The organism is Streptomyces sp. NBC_00090 (assembly GCF_045160815.1).
Taxonomy (GTDB): domain Bacteria; phylum Actinomycetota; class Actinomycetes; order Streptomycetales; family Streptomycetaceae; genus Streptomyces.
Genome location: NZ_CP108224.1, coordinates 6,692,158 through 6,708,542, shown reverse-complemented (window position 1 = coordinate 6,708,542; position 16,385 = coordinate 6,692,158). Strand labels below are relative to the sequence as shown.

Here is a 16,385-nt window from a genome sequence, read left to right as displayed (position 1 = left end):
GCCTGTCCTCGAGCACCCGGACACCTCACGCGAGGTCGGACAACAGTATGTCCAGCTCCGTCTCCTCCTCGACACGTGCGCCGAGTTCCGCGAGGGCCGCCGCGAGAGCGGGTTCCCAGGGGCTCTCCGTCCGAGTGCCGACGAGCGGTGACAGCGAGAGGGAGGTGCCGCGGGACACGGCGGCACGGTAGTCCGCAGCCGTATAGCGCCAGGGCCGCCACGGGAGGCGGCGGTGGAGGACGCCGGCGATACGAAGGCCGCCCCAGTCGAAGTCACCGTGGTAGCGCAGGGTCGCTCCGTGTTCGTGCAGCCCTCGGAGCAGCGTGAGGGCGGCGGCGGAGGGCTGCCCCTGGAGACAGACCAGGGGTGGGCACGCGGGGCCGAGGGTGTCGGCCGCCGCCGCGAGGACGGTCGGGTTCTCGCACATCCACACGATCGGAGGGGCGACAGCCGGTGGCCGGCGGGTGAGCTGGCGAAGGGTGAGCACGCACGGTTCGCCCTCTTCAGCCATCCGGTCCAACCACGGAGTGCCGCGCAGATTCAGCGTCAGGACGGTCGAGGACAGCTCGTCCCGGAGCAGTCCCGCCGAGGCCCACGCCTCGCGTCGCCATTCGGCGCCCTGGCCATCGGGGAAGCCGGTCAGCGCGCGGGCCCCGGAGAGGGTGAGCGTGGCCAGCGGTGTGCCGTCGTCAAGGGCGTGGGCCGAGCCGAGGACCTGGGCGGCGAAGGCGGGAAGCGAGACGGCCGGATCGGCGGGAAGCGCAAGCAGAGCGGCGCACGCCCCGGCAAGCAGGCTGTGCGTGGTGTCGGGGGCTCGGCCCAGGCGTCGCGCGAGGCCGTCGGCCCGTACCCGGGCGGCCCAGGCCGCCAGCGGGGGAACCGACGCGGCGAGCTCTTCGAGGGGGGCGTGCGCCCGCTCCCAGGCGGCCTCCTCCTCGTACCGGGCCTGGGCGAGCGGCGTGACGGGGCCGATGAGCGCTTCGACGGCGGCGGCGAGGCCGTCGGGGCTTGCACCCGAGCGGCGCAGCACGGCGTCGACCGCGTCGAGCCTTACGGTCAGGGACCTGCCGCCACCGGGGGCTCGGGCGAGCAGTCGTTCGACCGCCGCCCGCTGGGCCGGAGTGGGGTCGCCCAGGGACACGGAACCGGTCAGGGGTAGTCCGCTCACCAGACGTCGGCGCGCTCGTTCGACGAGCCAGGCGAGGTCCGGTGTGCCGAGCAGCCGAGCGAGCCGCGGGCCGTCGACCGCTCCGGTCTCGGGCTCGTGTCTCAGTTCCACAGCGGCTCTGGCTCCGCTACGCCGGACGTGTCCTGGGGCGCGTGCCGTACGGGGTCCTCGCGGCGCTGCCGTCGCGTACCGTCCCACTCCCAGCGGGTGACGAGGACCGCCGCCACCTCGTCGATCCGGGACAGCTGGGCGATGGCGATGCCGGGCACCTGCGGGTAGCAGGCCCACTCCCGCTCGCTGGTCATGACCACATCGAGGTCGAAGGCGCTCAGGAGGCCGAGGCACTTGGCGCGGGAGTCGTCGTCCACGCCGGCGAACGCCTCGTCGAGGGTGACCAGGCGGGGCGCGTACGGGCTGCCCGCGCTCGCGTAGTGCGAGGAGGCGGCGGCGAACAGCGGTACGGACACGGCGAGGACGCGTTCGCCGCCGGAGGCCGGGCCGGTGGCCGGGACCCAGCGCCCGTGCTGGTGGCGTTCGACACCGAACTCGTGCCAGGAGCGGTAGTCGAGCGCCGCTGTGAGCTGTTCGAGTCGGCTGCCCGAGCCGTCGTCGGACTTCTGGCGGGCGATCTGGGCCTGGAGGAACTCGCCGACCTCCGTGCGGTCCTCGGCCGTCCAGGCGTCGGCCGACTGGCGCAGCCGGTCACGGGCCTGGGCGAGTCCGGGCGGGGCCTTGCGCGAGGCCCGCCACACCAGGCGGAGCTTCATGCCGGTGGAGGTGGGGCGGTCCTCCAGTTCGGTGTTCATGTCCCGCACTTGCCGTTCGGCGGTGCCGATGAGTTCCTGGAGGGTGCCGGCGACCTCGGTGATCAGGTGGGTCTCGAGGATCTCGCGTTCGTGGGCGGACAGGATGCGGGTGAGCTCTCCGACCTCCGCGGCGAGCGCGTCGGCGAGTTCGGGTACAGCCCGCTCGCGGCCCTGATACACGATGTCCACGACCATGCCGTCCTCGACCATGCGGGCGGAGGCGCTGTGCCCGTGCCTGGACAGGGTGTCCTGCAAGGTCTTGAGTTCCTCGCTGAGCCGGCGCTGCACGCGTTCCCAAGCGGCATCCGTGTCATCGGTGGCCGACAGGCCGGAGTCGATGGCGCGGGCCAGCGCGATGGCCGGGGTGGCGGCCCAGGGGCCGTCGTCCGAGGCGGGGACCGCAAGCTCGGGCTGCGCGACCGCGACGAGGCCGGTGGCCGTGAAGCGCTGGAGCGCGGCGACGGCCTGCGCACGCGCGTCGACGGCTTCGGCAAGGTCCTTCTCCAGCTGCTCGATCCGCCCCTCGGCCCGGCCGGCCTCCCGGTCCGCCTCGGCGTGACGCCGTCGGGCGTTCTTCTGGTCGGTCTCGCGGATCCGCTGCGCCTCGGCGGTCTCGGCGAGGCGCCGTTCGAGTTCGGCGACGGCGGCTCCGACGGTGGAGCGCAGGGTCCGGTGGCGTTCGTCGGCCGCCGCCGCCTCGCGCGCCGAGTCTTCGGCCCGCTGGGCGAGGTCGATGACCCGCTGCTCCGCCTCGGCCGCCTCGGCGCGCTCGTCGTCCACCTGCCGTACGGTCTCGCCCTGTTCGCGGAGCGCGGGCCAGAGGGCGGCCAGCGCGATGTCGAGGGAGCCGAGGGCGTGGCGCACGGCGGTGAGTCCGGCCCGGTCGGCGGGCAGCCCCAGATCAGCGGCGCCCTCGGCGAGTTCGGTGGCGGCGCTCTCGGAGTGCCCGGCTGCCTCGGTGACCTTGGCAGCACGCTCCTCGTACCTTGCGCGGGCCTTGCGTACGGTCTCGGCGGCGGCGCTCACGAGGGCGTGTGCCCTGGTGAGCGCCGCCTCGTCGGGCACGTCGGCAAGCTCGGCGTCGAGCGTGCGACGGCGTGTCGCGATCACCGCGGCACGAGCCGCGAGTGTCTCCGACTCCTCGCGCAGAGAGGTGAGTTCGATGCCGAGCACGGCAGCGCGGGCCCGGCGGGCCGTCTCGCGCGCGCCCTCGCCGATGTACGTGGCGGCGGGCTTGGCCCACGTGCCGGTGACTGCACCGACCCGAAAGCTTCCGTCGGATGCCACCCATGTCCCGGCTTCTCCCCCGCGACCGAGTCCGATGGCGGCCAGCAGTCGGGGAACCGTCGTCTCGTCCAGGGCAGCTGCCTGTCCGTCGCCGTGGTCCACGGCCGGGCTCAGCACGTCTGCCAGGGAGGGGCCGCTCACCGGTCCGTTCGACGGGGAGAGCAGGACGTCGTGCCAGCCCGCGCCAAGGGCGGTGCCGTCGGGCAGCACCCAGGCATCGAGGAGGCCGGAGGCTTCGAGTGCGGCTTCGAGCCCGGCGCGCTCCGATTCGGGCAGTCCGTCACGGAAGTCGACCAGGCGCCAGAGCGGCGCGCCCGGAAGCTGTTCACGAAGGCCGGGGGTACGCGTCGCCGGGGGCTGGGGCTCGCGTCCGCCGCCGGCCTGCAGTGCGGCGAGCTCCCGCCGTGCCTCGTCGGTGCGCGCCGCCAGCTCCGAGGCTCTGCGGGCGGCTTCGGCAGCCTCGTCGGCGAGGTACGCCGAGCGGGCGCTGTGCGCCCGGGTGGCATGGACCCGCGCCGGGTAGGGGCCGTCGAGGTGGTGGGTCCATTCCTGGAGTTCGTCCAGGAGACCGGTCTCGTCGGAGAAGGCAAGCTCCTGCCAGACGCGGGCGCGTTCGCGTACGTCGTCCAGGAGGGTCCGGCCTGCCCGCGCTGCACCCCTCTCCGCCTCACCGTGCGTCTCGTCGGCCAGTACGAGGTCCGTCTCCGCCTCGTCGAGGCGTCCCGACGCCCGGCGGTGCGCGTCGGCAGCCCGCTCGGAGGCTTCGAGGAGGCCCTCGACGTGGGCGAGCGCCCGCTGGGTGCGGGACGCGGCGTCCTCGACGGCGCGGCGCAGTTCGGGCTCGGGCTCGGGCTCGGGCTCGGGCAGCGGATCGTCCGCCGGCAGGGCGACGCGCGCGGCGGCCGCCTGCGCCCGCACGTGGGCGAGGGTCTCTTCGACTCGGATTCGCGTGGCACGCAGCCGGTTCTCGGCGGCGCCGAGCCGCCCAAGTGCCTTGGTGTGGAGGGCGTCCGCCTGCGCCCGGTCCCCCCGCGCCCGGTTTGTCGCCTGCGCCGTCCGTGTCACGGCCTGCGCGGCATGCTCGAGCTCTCGGGCGTCGCGCATCTCGGGCGCCTCGCGCAGCGCCTTCTCCTGGGCCCGCAGGCGTTCCCCGGTCTCGGTCAGGGAACCGATCTCCTCTTCGGCCGCCGTTCGCTTCTCCTCTGCGCGGGTTCGCCGTACCTGAGCCTCGGCCAGATCTCGTTGCACGCGCTCGTAACGGGAGTGCTCGGCGCGGGGAAGCCGGGCGCGGCGCCGGGTGGCGATCCGCGCGTACCGCCGGTAGTGCTCCAGGAAGGCGGAGGCGGCCCGCTCGGCGGCGGACGCGGCGGCCAGTTCGTCCTTCTCCTCGTCCAAGGATCGGAACGCCTCGGCCACGTCGGCGATGACGGCCTGGTCCATGGGGGGCAGCGCCTCGGTGAGAGCCCGGGAGAGAGCCGCCTCGTTGGGCCGCTTGGACAATTGGGGTTGGCGCAGCTGGATGAGCAGGTCGACCAGAGCGGCGTATCGCTGCTCGCCGAGGCCGAAGAGTGCTTCGTCGACCGCTCTGCGGTACGTCTTGGCCTGGTCGTACACCATGCCGTGCCCGGCGACGGCCTCGGCGAGGCGGTCCCGGGACAGGGCCGTGCCCGTGGCGTCGAGCAGCCCGAAGGTCGCCTCGGTGCGTTCGGCGGAGCCGTGGTCGACGCGAAGGCGGGTGACGGCGTACCAGTGGCGGGCAATACCCCGGCCGCTGACGGCCTTGAGCCCGCACAGCAGCGTACGGAAGTGCTGCTCGCCGGTCGTGTCGTCGAGCCTGCCGAACTCGATCCAGGTGTAGCCGAGCCGTTCGGAGTGCGGGTGCTCGCCGCCGAGGAGCAGGTTCCACTCCATCCTCTTGCCCGGGTCGCCGTCGGGTTCGACACGGCGCGGGCTGAGGTCGCCGTCGAGCAGGAACGGCAGGGTCATGGCGAGCACCTTGGACTTGCCGGTGCCGTTGTTGCCACGGAGCAGCAGGCGTCCGTCCCGGAAGTGGAACTCCTCCACGTCGTAGTGGAACAGGTCGACGAGCCCGACGCGCAGGGGCTGCCAGCGGGAACGCCGTGGGGTGGGGAGGCGGTTCACGTGGTGGCCTTTCGCTGCGGAGGCACGGGGTCGGAGCCGGGTCCGCGGATGACGGTCTCGCCGACCGCGTACCGGGCGAGGGCGGGGCGTGCCGCCACCGCGTCCGGGGTGCGGGAGACCAGGCCGAGCGCGGTGAGTCGGGTGACGGCGTGTTCGACGAGCTCGGGCTCCATGCCCGGCTCCCGGGCTGACTTCGACCAGAATCCGCCGTGCTGGGCGGCGAGTTCACGGACTCGGAGGGCCAGCTCGTCCAGGGTGACGGGTCCGTCGGCGCCGGCCAGGTGCTCGGCGAGCAGCAGGGTGACGTGGCCATGCGTGCCCTGTTCAGGCATGCGGAGGTCGGTGAGGTCGTCGTCAGGGTCGACCATGGCGATCCCCTCGGCCCGTACCTCGGCGACCAGTCCGGTCAGCTCGGTGATCCGGGCGGTGAGGAAGCCGCGCTGCCGGGTGAGGTAGCCGAGTTCGGCGTCCGTGAGGTCGTCGTAGTAGAGCACCGGGTCGTCGAGCAGCCTGCGGGTGAGTGAGCGGCGCATCGCGCGGAAGCGCAGTTCGTCGCTGTCCAGGGCGGTTTCGGCGACGAGTTCGGCGAGGCGGTCGTCGAGGGTTTCGGCCTGGACGGTGGAGGGGCCGCGGCGGGAGGCCAGAAGTCCGGCGAGTACCCGGCGTTCGACGTCGTACAGGACGTCGCCCGCCCCGCTGACGTACGCCTCTTCCTCGCCGGCCACCCGGCGCAGCACGCCGAGTTCCAGCAGAAGCCGTACGACGGCGGCGAGGTCGAGGCGCTCGTCACGGCGTTCCAGGGCGAACTCGATCCCGGTCGCGGCGAGTCGGGGATCGGCGGCGTCGAGGACGATCTGGTCGGCGAGGCGCCCGAGGGCGATCTGGGCCTCGCCGCGTTCGAGGGCGGCCAGCGCGAGGCAGAGCAGAACGTAGCGGCGGCGGGTGAAGGGGGCGGTACCGCGGCTCGCCTCGCGGGCGGGATGCGTGGGGTCGGTGAGTACGCCGGGGATCTTGCGCAGCCGTGCCGTCTCGGCGTCCGTCTGGAGGGACCAGCCGGTGTTGCGGTCGAACCACTCCCGGAGTTCCGGCGCGTGCCGGCGGACGAGGCGGAATTCGTCCGCGTACCGGCCGTGCGCCAGGAGGAGCGGGTGTTTCAGCAGGGCACGCCCTGCCTTGCGCAGGTCGGCGGCGTGCTGGCCTTCCAGTACCTCGGCGAGGGGGGTGGTCATCGGTCGACATCTCCATCGGCCAGGGCGACTCCGTCCGTCAGGTCGACTCCGTCCGTCAGGTCGACGATCTCGATGAGGTGGTCCGGGCCGCTGAAGATGCCGTGGAGCGTACGGACCTCCGCAGTGGTGCCTCCGGCGAGCGCGGTGAGCCGGATCTCCATGGAGCCGTCGTTGCTGGTCGCCACGGTGTGCCTCATTCCCGGGCGCCACGTGGCCAGCGCGTCGCCGAGAAGTTGGAGGAACAGGCCGAAGGAGCCCGGGTCGAGCTCGCCGAGCTCGGACAGGCGCGTGACGCCGTCGGTGGTGAGCCGAACGCGGGCGGCGGCGGTCTCCGCAGCCTGCTTGGAGGCCGCCTCGGCGAGAGCGCGCCGCCTCGCCTCCCGGTCCTCGACCTTGCGGGGTTTGCCGCGCCGCTCGTAGCTCCCGGTGCGGCGCAGTTGGGGGCTGATCCGCAACGGCTCCGCCCCGGCCCACGGTGTGGCGGCCGGGACAGGACTCGCCGCCCGGGCGGCGAGAGTGTCGGCGTCGACGGTGAGGTGCCGGGCGGGATAGAGACCGAAAGCCGTCCTCCAGAGCCGGTGGCGTGCGTCATCGTCGGGTGCCTCGGCGAACCAGCGGGCCAGGGTCCGGAAGTCGGCGGACCGGTCCGAGCGCCCTGCCCTGCGCTCGTTCAGTGCCCGTACGACCGTCAGGAGCTGTGGAATCGCACCGAGAGCCCGGCTGCGCAGGAGCCGGGCCTGGGACTCGCGTCCGTCCCTGCTGATGAACCACGCACCGAGCCCCTCCCAGCGCGCGGCCCACCGCTCGTACACCTCCCGCTCGGCGTCGGCGGCCTCCTCCGGAGAGGCGTCGGCGGCCTCGCGCCGGGCGGCTGCCCTCAGCAGCGGATCCACCCCGCCGCTCTCCTCCAGCTCCAGGATCAGCCGGGCGATCCGCCCGCCCAGCGTGATCAGGTCCTGGATGAACCGCTCCAGATACTGGATGAGTCGGTCCTTGTACGCGAGGAAGACCTCGTGCTCGACGTCGTGCAGGTCCATGGTTCTCTGGAGCGATCCCATGAAGGCCCGGGCGTTGTCGGCGAGTGCGCCGAACCGGTTGGCCAGGGTGTCGAGCGTCAGGTGTGTCTTGGCGGGGTCGGGCTCGTCCTCGGCGGCCAGGACGAGGAGTGCGCGCAGTTGGGTGACGATGTCGTGCAGCGCGACGGTCTGCAGAGCTCCGCGACGGCCGAGCGCCTCATCGTAGGCGGACAGCGCCGCCTCGGCCGCCTCCCCCTCGCGCGTGAGCTGGTAGATGAACCGCTTCCGGTAGAAGTCCTCGACGGCTGTGACCCGCGCGGTGTCCGGATCGGCCCTCAGATTGCCCCAGACCACGAGCCTGTCGAGCGCGGCGACGACCGCCTCCGGCTCGGCGGGGCGGATCTCCGCCGGAAGTGCGGCATGCACCTCCTCGGGGCGCAGATGGACCGCGAACCGCTCCTTGGCCACGAGGAACACCCGCATCACCTGGCGGTAGAGCGGAGTGTTCCGGACAGTGAGGTGGGCGAAGGGGCCGAATCCGTTTGGCTCGGAAGCCGAATCGGCCGAGGTGGCGACGGTCATCGCCATCATTGTTACGCACCGGGGGCAGCTACCGGCAGGGACGAACACACCTGTCCGATTCTCGCGGGAGTGACCGGATCGATGTGGTTCTCGACGCCGCTGAGCCCGGACGATCCGGCCGAGCCGGCCTGCTCCGCCTACGGGTGCTCAATCTCGGCCTCGCTCAGAACCGATCGGTGGGCCCGTGTCCCCGCACCCACTCCTCTGTCGCACCGGACCGCACAGGCCTGTCGTCGTACGGTCATGAGCCCGCTCCCGTCTCACGGCATGGCCCAGTCCAGGGCGACGCGCCGGCCGTGGAGGCCATAGGCGCCAAGCTGAAGCCGCGCGTCGACGGTCCGGTCGTTCGAGCGGTGAAGAGTGATCACCGGCTTGCAGATCTCGGTGAGCACGACGGCGGGATGGTCGGCGTCGAGCCATTGATCCAGAGTGCGCGACACGTCCGGCTGCGTTGTGATGGTGGTGGTGAGCAGCAGCGGGGTGTTGATCGCGATCTCGCGGAGGGACCAGAGCAGCTCCTCGGCCTCGGTGGGCGGCTCGTAGTCCAGGTCATCGATCGGGTCGTCGATCGGGTCGTACTGGTCCGGGATGTACCGCTCCCGTGGGCGAAGGCGTTCATGGCCTTCCATGACCACGAGTCCGAACCGCCGGCCCCGAGGCGGTCGCGCCACACGGTCCATGACGTGCTGGGCGGTCGGGTGCGGAATCGGGTCGATGACGAGCAAGTCGGGTAAGTTCGCGGGCGGATGAGCCGTGTAGAGCAGGGTGGGGATGCCTTGCTCGGCAGCGTGGACGGCAACGTCCCGACCGACGGCCGCTTCGGCTGTTCCGCGTTCGACGACCACACCGACCTTACGTCGGAAGGTCAGATCGGCAGCGGTCGTGAAGGCCTCCCAGGGGGTGGGGATCGGGACCCTCTCGTCCCACTGAGTGCCACGTTCCGAGCCGGCCAGGTACTCGAATCCGCCGAAGTGGTCGACCATGCAACGCTCCTTAACCGTCAGTTCGTTCGAATCCGCGCCAGGAGGGGCGGGCAGGCGGATTCAATCCGCCCGCGGACAAGGTGCACGCGGGCCACGTTCGCGGCGTCTCGGGGCTCTCGCGTGACAGCGGTCACGAGGTGTCGTGGCCGTCAGCCAGGTGCTGCCATTGCCGGTGAACCCGTGCGCGGCGCTTCTCTGCACGGTCGCAGTTCCAGCAGAGCCACCCCTCGGGTTGCGAGCCGAAGGTGGAGTGCCAGCAGCCGTCCGTCGCGCAGACGGTGTGCTCGCCGGTGGGGCCGTCGTGAATCACGATTTCCCGACCGGTCGGAGTCCGCTCGTAGCCCTCTGGGCGCCGGGTGAGGATGTAATCGCCATGGATGAGCGGATGGAACTGCACCAGTTCGAACTTCACGTGATCGGGCGCCGAGGACCCGTAGTGGTCCACGCAGTGCTGCTTCCACCAGCGACGCAGGTAGTTGAAGTCATGAACTGCCCACGCCCACATGCGACCACCCGTCGTGGACAAGATCTGCTGACCCTGCCGGCCGGGAGCGTGGGGGACTTCGACCTCTTCCCATTTCCCCTCGTCGAGGTCGAACACCCCGTTCTCGCACCGCTGCCCGGTCGTGGACTCGGTCGCGATGCACCGGAGCTCATGGATCTCGCAGGGCGCGATCCGCAGAGTCCCGTAGTACGAGATGACATGCCGGATCTCCTCGACCTCCTCAGGGTCCGGGCCGGCGACCTCCTCCTCTTCCACCGGTTCGATGTACGGCGTGAACTCACCCCGCTCGATCCGGCCGCGCATCCGTACCGCGAGCCGGGTGACAACGTCCTCCAGCTCTGGAGGGAGATCGTGGTGGTCGACCGCGGGGCAGACGGCTGGATGAGGAATGCGGCAGTACTTCGTGTAGGGATCCTCGCCGGGGTAGGCGATTCCCCGGTTGAGATGCCAGCGCATCTTCGGCGGAACCGGCCTCGCGGGGAACTCCGGGGAGAGCGGGATCCGGAGACTGTCGTACCGCTCGTACCACTCGATGGGCGTGCCGCAGTACTTGCACCGGTCCACGGCGGTCCGACGCAGAAGCTTGGTCTGGTTCGAACGATGCAGAAACAACGACACGGTCGTGCCCCGATTCCTGATGCCGACGGGAAGATCAGCGAACTAGCAGAATACGACACCTGGTTCAGGAGAAGCCGCACGCGCGGAAGGAGGCCCGAAGCAGACACGGCCCGCGCCGACGCGGGCCGGCCTCTTCGGCATGCGGTCCGGTCAGGTCATTCCACTCCGCCTCGCTCGGACGCACTCATCCCTCCTCGGGTACGTCACCGAGCGGGCCTTGGTCGTCAGGGCCCTCGTTCTCCAGAGCGAAGAGCTGGGCCGGCCCCTCTCTGCCCGCCCCACTCACACGTCCAGCCGAACGCCTCCCTGCCGCGACGGCTCGTTGAGCGGGTGCCAGATCCCACCGACCGAAAGCAGGGACATGAGCGAGATCGACGACTACAGCGGCGCCGACCCCGGAATCACCCCCAAAGAGGCATCGGCCGACGAGGACACCGAGACGAACGAGGACGTCCCCGACGACTACGAGCCGGGCACCGGCTACGAAGGCTGAGCGCCCCACCAAGAAGCCCCAGCGTGAGCAGCACGATGCTGGGGCTTCGTGGTGGGGCGAGGCACAGGGCGCGATCCAGGCCCGGGGCTGTTCCGTGGCGGCGGTTCGCGAGCCCTCCTGCGGCGGTCCCCCTCGGACCGCTGGACCGTCAGCCACCGCCCGGACTGGGTGGGAAGCGTGTGGCGCCGAACGGGATGAGGTGACGCGAGCGAGGAGGCGAACACCGCGACGAGGTCGTGTTTCACGCTCGCGCTGAAGGTGGGAGAACCCGTGAGATGACGGGGAGTGACCCACTAGGAGGGGTTAGGAACAGAAGCGGGGTCGGGGTGCTGGGGATACAGGGGACGCCTCCAGGCGGCGGGAGCAAAAGCGTGCCTGACAACCCATCAGAACAAGCGTCACGAGCGTCATTTCAGCGCCAAGATATCGCCCGCAACGCCCACACCGCCCATAAAGCGCCCTCACAAAGCCCTAGCTCTGGCGTCCTTCTTGACCGGCTCCAGAATCGCCACGCACTCCACGTGGTGCGTCATCGGGAAGAGGTCGAAGGCGCGGAGTGTGCGGACGCGGTAGCCGCGGTCCGCGAAGTAGGAGATGTCGCGGGCGAGGGCCGCCGGGTCGCAGGCGACGTAGGCGATGCGGCGGGCGCCGAGGCCGGCCAGGTGGTGGACGGTCTGCTTGCCGGCGCCGGCGCGGGGCGGGTCCAGGACGATGAGGTCCACGTCGGTGATGCCGGTGCGCGGGAGGACCGATTCGACCTTGCCCTGTTCGATGCGGACGCGCGGGAACGCGTCCAGGTTGTGGCGCGCGTCCTCGACCGCGCGCTTGCCCGACTCGATGCCGAGGACCGCGCCCTGGTCGCCGACCCGGTCCGCGAGGGCGCCCGCGAAGAGGCCGACGCCGCAGTAGAGGTCGAGGGCCGTGTCGCCCTTGCGCGGGAGGAGGCCCTGCATGACGGCCTTCATGAGGGTGTCGGCGGCCTTCGGGTGGACCTGCCAGAAGCCGCCGCTGCCGACGCGGTGGGTGCGCTCGTCGGCGCGCTCGCGGACGAAGGCGCGGCCGTGGACGCGGTGGACCCCGCCGTCCTTCTCGTCGACGCGGAGGACGGAGACCGGCTTGTCCAGTTCGACCAGGGGGAGGCGGCCGCCGGGGCGCGGGGTCAGGATGACCTGGCGGTCGTTCGAGCCGGAGGCGGCGATGGCCTCGACCGTGGCCATGCCTTCCCAGGTGCGCTTCTCGATGCCGAGCTCCGAGACGCCCGGGGCGGCGATCATGCAGTGGTCGATGATCTCGACCTCGTGCGAGCGGTGCTTGCGCAGGCCCGCGTGGCCTTCGGCGTCGACCGCGTACTGGACGCGGGTGCGCCACTGCGGGACCTCGCCCGGCGGCAGCTTGTCGCCTTCGGCCGGCATGACGGTGCCGTCCCAGCCGGCCTCCTCCGGGGTGAGCCCGGCGAGTCGCAGCAGCTGTTCGGCGATGACCTCGCCCTTGAGGCGGCGCTGGGCGCCGGGCTTGGCGTGCTGCCAGTCGCAGCCGCCGCACTTGCCGGGGCCGGCGAAGGGGCAGGGGGCCTCGACGCGGTCCTTGGAGGGCTCGAGGATCGTGATCGCGTCGGCGCGCAGGAAGCGGGAGGTCTCCTCGCCCTCGGTGACGCGGGCGACGACCTTCTCGCCGGGCAGCGCGTGCCGGACGAAGAGGACGCGGCCCGCCTCGGTGCGGGCGATGCAGTGGCCGCCGTGGGCCACCGGGCCGACCTCGACCTCGTATTCCTCCCCGACGAGTGAGGACACAGGTGCGTTCTGCATGCGGGGGGACTCCAAGAGGAAGAGATGGTGGGCTGCTGGGGGACAGCAGCCCACCAGTCTAGTTGCTCTTGGCGGCCGGTTCCTTCTGGCCCTTCTCGACCGGGCCGCGGCGGACCGATCCCGGCGCGTTCCAGTCCTGGCGCTTCCGGGCCCGCTTCTTGGCGGCCTCGGAGGACCGGAGCTGGTACGGGACGGAGGTCACCATGACGCCGGGGGTGAAGAGGAGCCTGCCCTTGAGGCGGAGAGCGCTCTGGTTGTGGAGCAGGTGTTCGTACCAGTGGCCGACGACGTATTCGGGGATGTAGACCGAGACGGCGTCGCGCGGGCTCTCGCGGCGGATGTTCTTGACGTACTCGACGACCGGCCGGGTGATCTCGCGGTACGGCGAGTCGAGGATCTTGAGCGGCACGTTGATGCCGCGCCGGGTCCACTCCTCCTTGAGCGCCTTGGTCTCTTCCGGGTCGACGCTGACGGTGAGCGCCTCCAGCTCGTTGGCGTGCAGCAGCTTGGCGTAGGCGAGGGCCCGCAGGGTCGGCTTGTGGAGCCGGGAGACCAGGACGACGGAGCGGACGCGGGAGGGGCGGACGTACTCGTCGGGCCGTTCCTCGGCGGCGGCGATCTCCGCGGCCACCGAGTCGTAGTGCCGGCGGATCGCGGACATCGTGCCGTAGAAGATCACCATGCCGAGCAGGGCGACCCACGCGCCGTGGGTGAACTTGGTGGCGAGGACGACGACGAGGACGAGGCCGGTGAAGAAGGCGCCGAACGTGTTGATCGCGCGGGAGCGGATCATGTGGCGGCGCTTGGCCTGGTCCCGCTCCTCCCTCAGGTGCCGGTTCCAGTGCCGGACCATGCCGATCTGGCTCAGGGTGAAGGAGACGAAGACGCCGACGATGTACAGCTGGATCAGCTTGGTCGAGTCGGCCCCGTAGACCCAGACGAGGAGCGCGGCGGCGCCGGCGAGGAGCACGATGCCGTTGGAGAAGGTGAGGCGGTCGCCGCGGGTGTGCAGCTGGCGCGGCAGGTACCGGTCCTGGGCGAGGATCGAGCCGAGGAGCGGGAAGCCGTTGTACGCGGTGTTCGCCGCCAGGAAGAGGACGAGGGCGGTGGCGGCGGCCAGGACGACGAAGAGGAACGTCCCGTCGCCGAAGACGGCCGCCGCGACCTGCGAGATGACCGGGTCCTGGACGTAGCCCTCGCCGACCGGCTCGCCGTTGAGCAGCAGGTCCTGGGCGGGCTTCTCGGCCATCCGCACGTCGGTGGCAAGGGCCAGGAAGATGATGCCGCAGAACATGGTGACGGCCAGGCCGCCCATGAGGAACAGCGTGGTGGCCGCGTTCTTCGACTTCGGCTTGCGGAAGGCGGGGACGCCGTTGGAGATCGCCTCGACGCCGGTGAGGGCGGCACAGCCGGAGGAGAAGGCGCGGAGCAGCAGGAAGAACAGCGCGAAGCCGGCCAGGCCCTGGTGCTCGGGCTTGATCTCGAAGTCGGCGGTGGGGGCCTTCATGGTCTCGTCGAGGACGATCCCCTTGTACGCGCCCCAGGCGATCATGAGGAAGACACCGGCGACGAAGACGTACGTCGGGATGGCGAAGAGGCTGCCCGACTCCTTCACCCCGCGCAGGTTCATCACCGTGAGGAGCACGATGACGGCGACCGCGCAGGCCACCTTGTGCTCGACGACGAAGGGGATCGCGGAGCCGAGGTTCTCGATGCCCGAGGAGATCGAGACGGCGACGGTCAGGACGTAGTCGACGAGCAGGGCGCTCGCGACGGTGAGTCCGGCCTTCGGCCCGAGGTTGGTGTTGGCGACCTCGTAGTCGCCGCCGCCGCTCGGGTACGCGTGCACGTTCTGGCGGTACGAGGCGACGACCGTGAACATCAGGACGACGACCGCGAGCGCGATCCAGGGGCTGAAGTGGTAGGCCGACAGGCCCGCGACGGAGAGGACGAGCAGCACCTCACCGGGTGCGTACGCCACCGAGGACAGCGGGTCGGAGGCGAAGACGGGGAGGGCGATGCGCTTCGGGAGAAGGGTTTCCCCGAGCTTGTCGCTGCGCAGGGCCCGCCCGATGAGGATCCGTTTGGGCACGTCGGTCAGTTTGGACACGGAGAGGATCGTAAGCGTTCGAAATCCGCCATGCGCACCGGCACCCCCGATCCGCACCGAATCTCCCTGAGTACCACCTCGGATGCGGTCCCCGCCAGCGTTGCCGCATAAGCTCGGACCGGGCAACCCGGCAGGGCGTTGCCCGCCGCGGCCCGGGCCGATCGGGCGAGGAAAGTTGTGAGCAGGGTGTTTTCGCAGGTCAGTAAGGCGATCAGGAGTGCGGGGTAAGGGGACGTGCACATCGTCATCATGGGCTGCGGGCGAGTGGGAGCCGCTCTCGCGCAGACCCTCGAACAGCAGGGGCACACCGTCGCGGTCGTTGACCAGGACCCGACGGCCTTCCGTCGTCTGGGGTCGGGTTTCGGCGGTCGCCGGGTCACGGGCGTGGGGTTCGACCAGGACACGCTGCGTGAGGCCGGGATCGAAGAGGCCGGTGCCTTCGCCGCGGTGAGCAGCGGCGACAACTCGAACATCATCGCGGCGCGGGTCGCGCGCGAGATGTTCGGCATCGAGAACGTGGCGGCGCGGATCTACGACCCTCGCCGTGCCGAGGTCTACCAGCGCCTCGGGATCCCGACGGTCGCGACGGTCCGCTGGACCGCCGACCAGATGCTGCGGCGACTGCTCCCCTCCGGTGCGGAGCCCCTGTGGCGCGACCCGAGCGGCGGCGTGCAGCTCGCGGAGGTGCACACCTCCCCCGCCTGGATCGGGCACAAGGTGAGCCGCCTCCAGGAGGAGACCGGCGTCCGCGTCGCTTTCCTCACCCGACTGGGCGAAGCGATTCTGCCGACCTCGCAGACGGTGCTCCAGGAAGGCGACCTGGTGCACGTGATGATGCGTACGGAGGAGATCGCGAAGGTCGAGGAGGCCTTCGCCGAGGGTCCTGAGGAGGGCGGTCACTGATGCGTGTCGCTATTGCGGGCGCGGGCGCGGTGGGCCGTTCCATCGCGGGCGAGCTCCTGGAGAACGGGCACGAGGTCCTGCTGATCGACAAGGCCCCCACGGCCATCTCGGTGGAGCGGGTGCCGCAGGCGGAGTGGCTGCTCGCCGACGCGTGTGAGATCACCTCCCTTGACGAGGCGGCGCTCCAGCGCTGCAACGTGGTGATCGCGGCGACCGGCGACGACAAGGTGAACCTGGTCGTCTCGCTGCTCGCCAAGACCGAGTACGGCGTGCCGCGGGTCGTCGCCCGCGTGAACAACCCGAAGAACGAGTGGCTGTTCACCGAGGCCTGGGGCGTGGACGTCGCCGTCTCGACGCCGCGCCTCATGTCGGCCCTGGTCGAGGAGGCGGTGAGCGTCGGCGACCTCGTCCGGCTGCTCCGCTTCAGCCACGGCGACGCGAACCTGGTCGAGCTGACGCTGCCGCCGGAGTCGGCGCTCGCCGGCACCTCGGTCGGGGACGTGGACTGGCCCCAGGACACCTCGCTGGTGACGATCATCCGCGGTTCGCGGGTGCTGACGCCGAGCACCGAGGAGACCCTGGAGGCCGGCGACGAGCTGCTGTTCGTGGCCGCGCAGGCCCGCGAGGAGCAGCTGGAGGACCTGCTCCAGGTCCGCCGCGAGACCACCGAGTCGTAGAGCTCGTCCGGCTCTCTCGTGCCTCGTCGGATCTCTCTCGTACGGGGAAGGGCCCGGAACC

Annotated in this window: 11 protein-coding genes; 3 read left to right on the top strand and 8 right to left on the bottom strand. The window is 71.1% G+C overall.

Annotated elements, in window-relative coordinates:
- Positions 1-25: 25 nt before the first annotated feature.
- The 6 genes from OG361_RS30060 to OG361_RS30035 form a co-directional block, all read right to left on the bottom strand.
- Positions 26-1,279, bottom strand: a complete 1,254-nt coding sequence (locus tag OG361_RS30060) for a TIGR02679 family protein (RefSeq protein WP_405858460.1) — start codon at positions 1,277-1,279, stop codon at positions 26-28.
- Positions 1,270-5,403, bottom strand: coding sequence for a TIGR02680 family protein (locus tag OG361_RS30055; protein WP_405858458.1), 4,134 nt, complete (start codon positions 5,401-5,403; stop codon positions 1,270-1,272). The genes OG361_RS30060 and OG361_RS30055 overlap by 10 nt, the downstream gene beginning before the upstream one ends.
- Positions 5,400-6,632: a TIGR02678 family protein gene (locus OG361_RS30050; RefSeq protein ID WP_405858456.1), complete on the bottom strand. Its 1,233-nt coding sequence runs from the start codon at positions 6,630-6,632 to the stop codon at positions 5,400-5,402. The genes OG361_RS30055 and OG361_RS30050 overlap by 4 nt, the downstream gene beginning before the upstream one ends.
- Positions 6,629-8,230: a TIGR02677 family protein gene (locus OG361_RS30045; RefSeq protein ID WP_405858454.1), complete on the bottom strand. Its 1,602-nt coding sequence runs from the start codon at positions 8,228-8,230 to the stop codon at positions 6,629-6,631. Before OG361_RS30045 ends, OG361_RS30050 begins: the two co-directional genes overlap by 4 nt.
- A 260-nt stretch (positions 8,231-8,490) precedes the next feature.
- Entirely contained in the window at positions 8,491-9,213 is a 723-nt protein-coding gene (locus tag OG361_RS30040; protein ID WP_405858452.1) for a hypothetical protein, read from the bottom strand.
- A 130-nt stretch (positions 9,214-9,343) separates the two neighbouring features.
- The gene (locus OG361_RS30035) at positions 9,344-10,336 is read right to left on the bottom strand and encodes a DUF6083 domain-containing protein (protein WP_405858450.1); all 993 of its coding nucleotides are present in this window, start codon (positions 10,334-10,336) and stop codon (positions 9,344-9,346) included.
- A gap of 361 nt (positions 10,337-10,697) precedes the next feature.
- Here OG361_RS30035 and OG361_RS30030 point away from each other — a divergent pair, with 361 nt between their 5' ends.
- Positions 10,698-10,829: a hypothetical protein gene (locus OG361_RS30030; RefSeq protein WP_405858449.1), complete on the top strand. Its 132-nt coding sequence runs from the start codon at positions 10,698-10,700 to the stop codon at positions 10,827-10,829.
- Between the two features lie 461 nt (positions 10,830-11,290).
- Here OG361_RS30030 and OG361_RS30025 read toward each other — a convergent pair whose 3' ends face one another.
- Both OG361_RS30025 and OG361_RS30020 read right to left on the bottom strand, forming a co-directional pair.
- Complete coding sequence (locus tag OG361_RS30025; RefSeq protein WP_405858447.1) at positions 11,291-12,634, bottom strand: class I SAM-dependent RNA methyltransferase; 1,344 nt, start codon at positions 12,632-12,634, stop codon at positions 11,291-11,293.
- A gap of 58 nt (positions 12,635-12,692) precedes the next feature.
- Positions 12,693-14,744, bottom strand: a complete 2,052-nt coding sequence (locus tag OG361_RS30020; protein WP_405858445.1) for an APC family permease — start codon at positions 14,742-14,744, stop codon at positions 12,693-12,695.
- A 234-nt stretch (positions 14,745-14,978) separates the two neighbouring features.
- Here OG361_RS30020 and OG361_RS30015 point away from each other — a divergent pair, with 234 nt between their 5' ends.
- Both OG361_RS30015 and OG361_RS30010 read left to right on the top strand, forming a co-directional pair.
- Positions 14,979-15,647 carry a potassium channel family protein gene (locus tag OG361_RS30015; protein ID WP_384577637.1) on the top strand — a complete coding sequence of 223 codons (669 nt, stop codon included), beginning with the start codon at positions 14,979-14,981 and terminating at the stop codon, positions 15,645-15,647.
- Positions 15,647-16,324, top strand: a complete 678-nt coding sequence (locus tag OG361_RS30010; RefSeq protein ID WP_384577639.1) for a potassium channel family protein — start codon at positions 15,647-15,649, stop codon at positions 16,322-16,324. Before OG361_RS30015 ends, OG361_RS30010 begins: the two co-directional genes overlap by 1 nt.
- Positions 16,325-16,385 lie beyond the last annotated feature (61 nt).

Bases quoted from the DNA above. Each gene is read 5' to 3' on its own strand.
- OG361_RS30050 (WP_405858456.1), bottom strand. From the start codon at position 6,632: ATGACCACCCCCCTCGCCGAGGTACTGGAAGGCCAGCACGCCGCCGAC.
- OG361_RS30045 (WP_405858454.1), bottom strand. From the start codon at position 8,230: ATGACCGTCGCCACCTCGGCCGATTCGGCTTCCGAGCCAAACGGATTC.
- OG361_RS30040 (WP_405858452.1), bottom strand. From the start codon at position 9,213: ATGGTCGACCACTTCGGCGGATTCGAGTACCTGGCCGGCTCGGAACGT.
- OG361_RS30030 (WP_405858449.1), top strand. From the start codon at position 10,698: ATGAGCGAGATCGACGACTACAGCGGCGCCGACCCCGGAATCACCCCC.
- OG361_RS30025 (WP_405858447.1), bottom strand. From the start codon at position 12,634: ATGCAGAACGCACCTGTGTCCTCACTCGTCGGGGAGGAATACGAGGTC.
- OG361_RS30010 (WP_384577639.1), top strand. From the start codon at position 15,647: ATGCGTGTCGCTATTGCGGGCGCGGGCGCGGTGGGCCGTTCCATCGCG.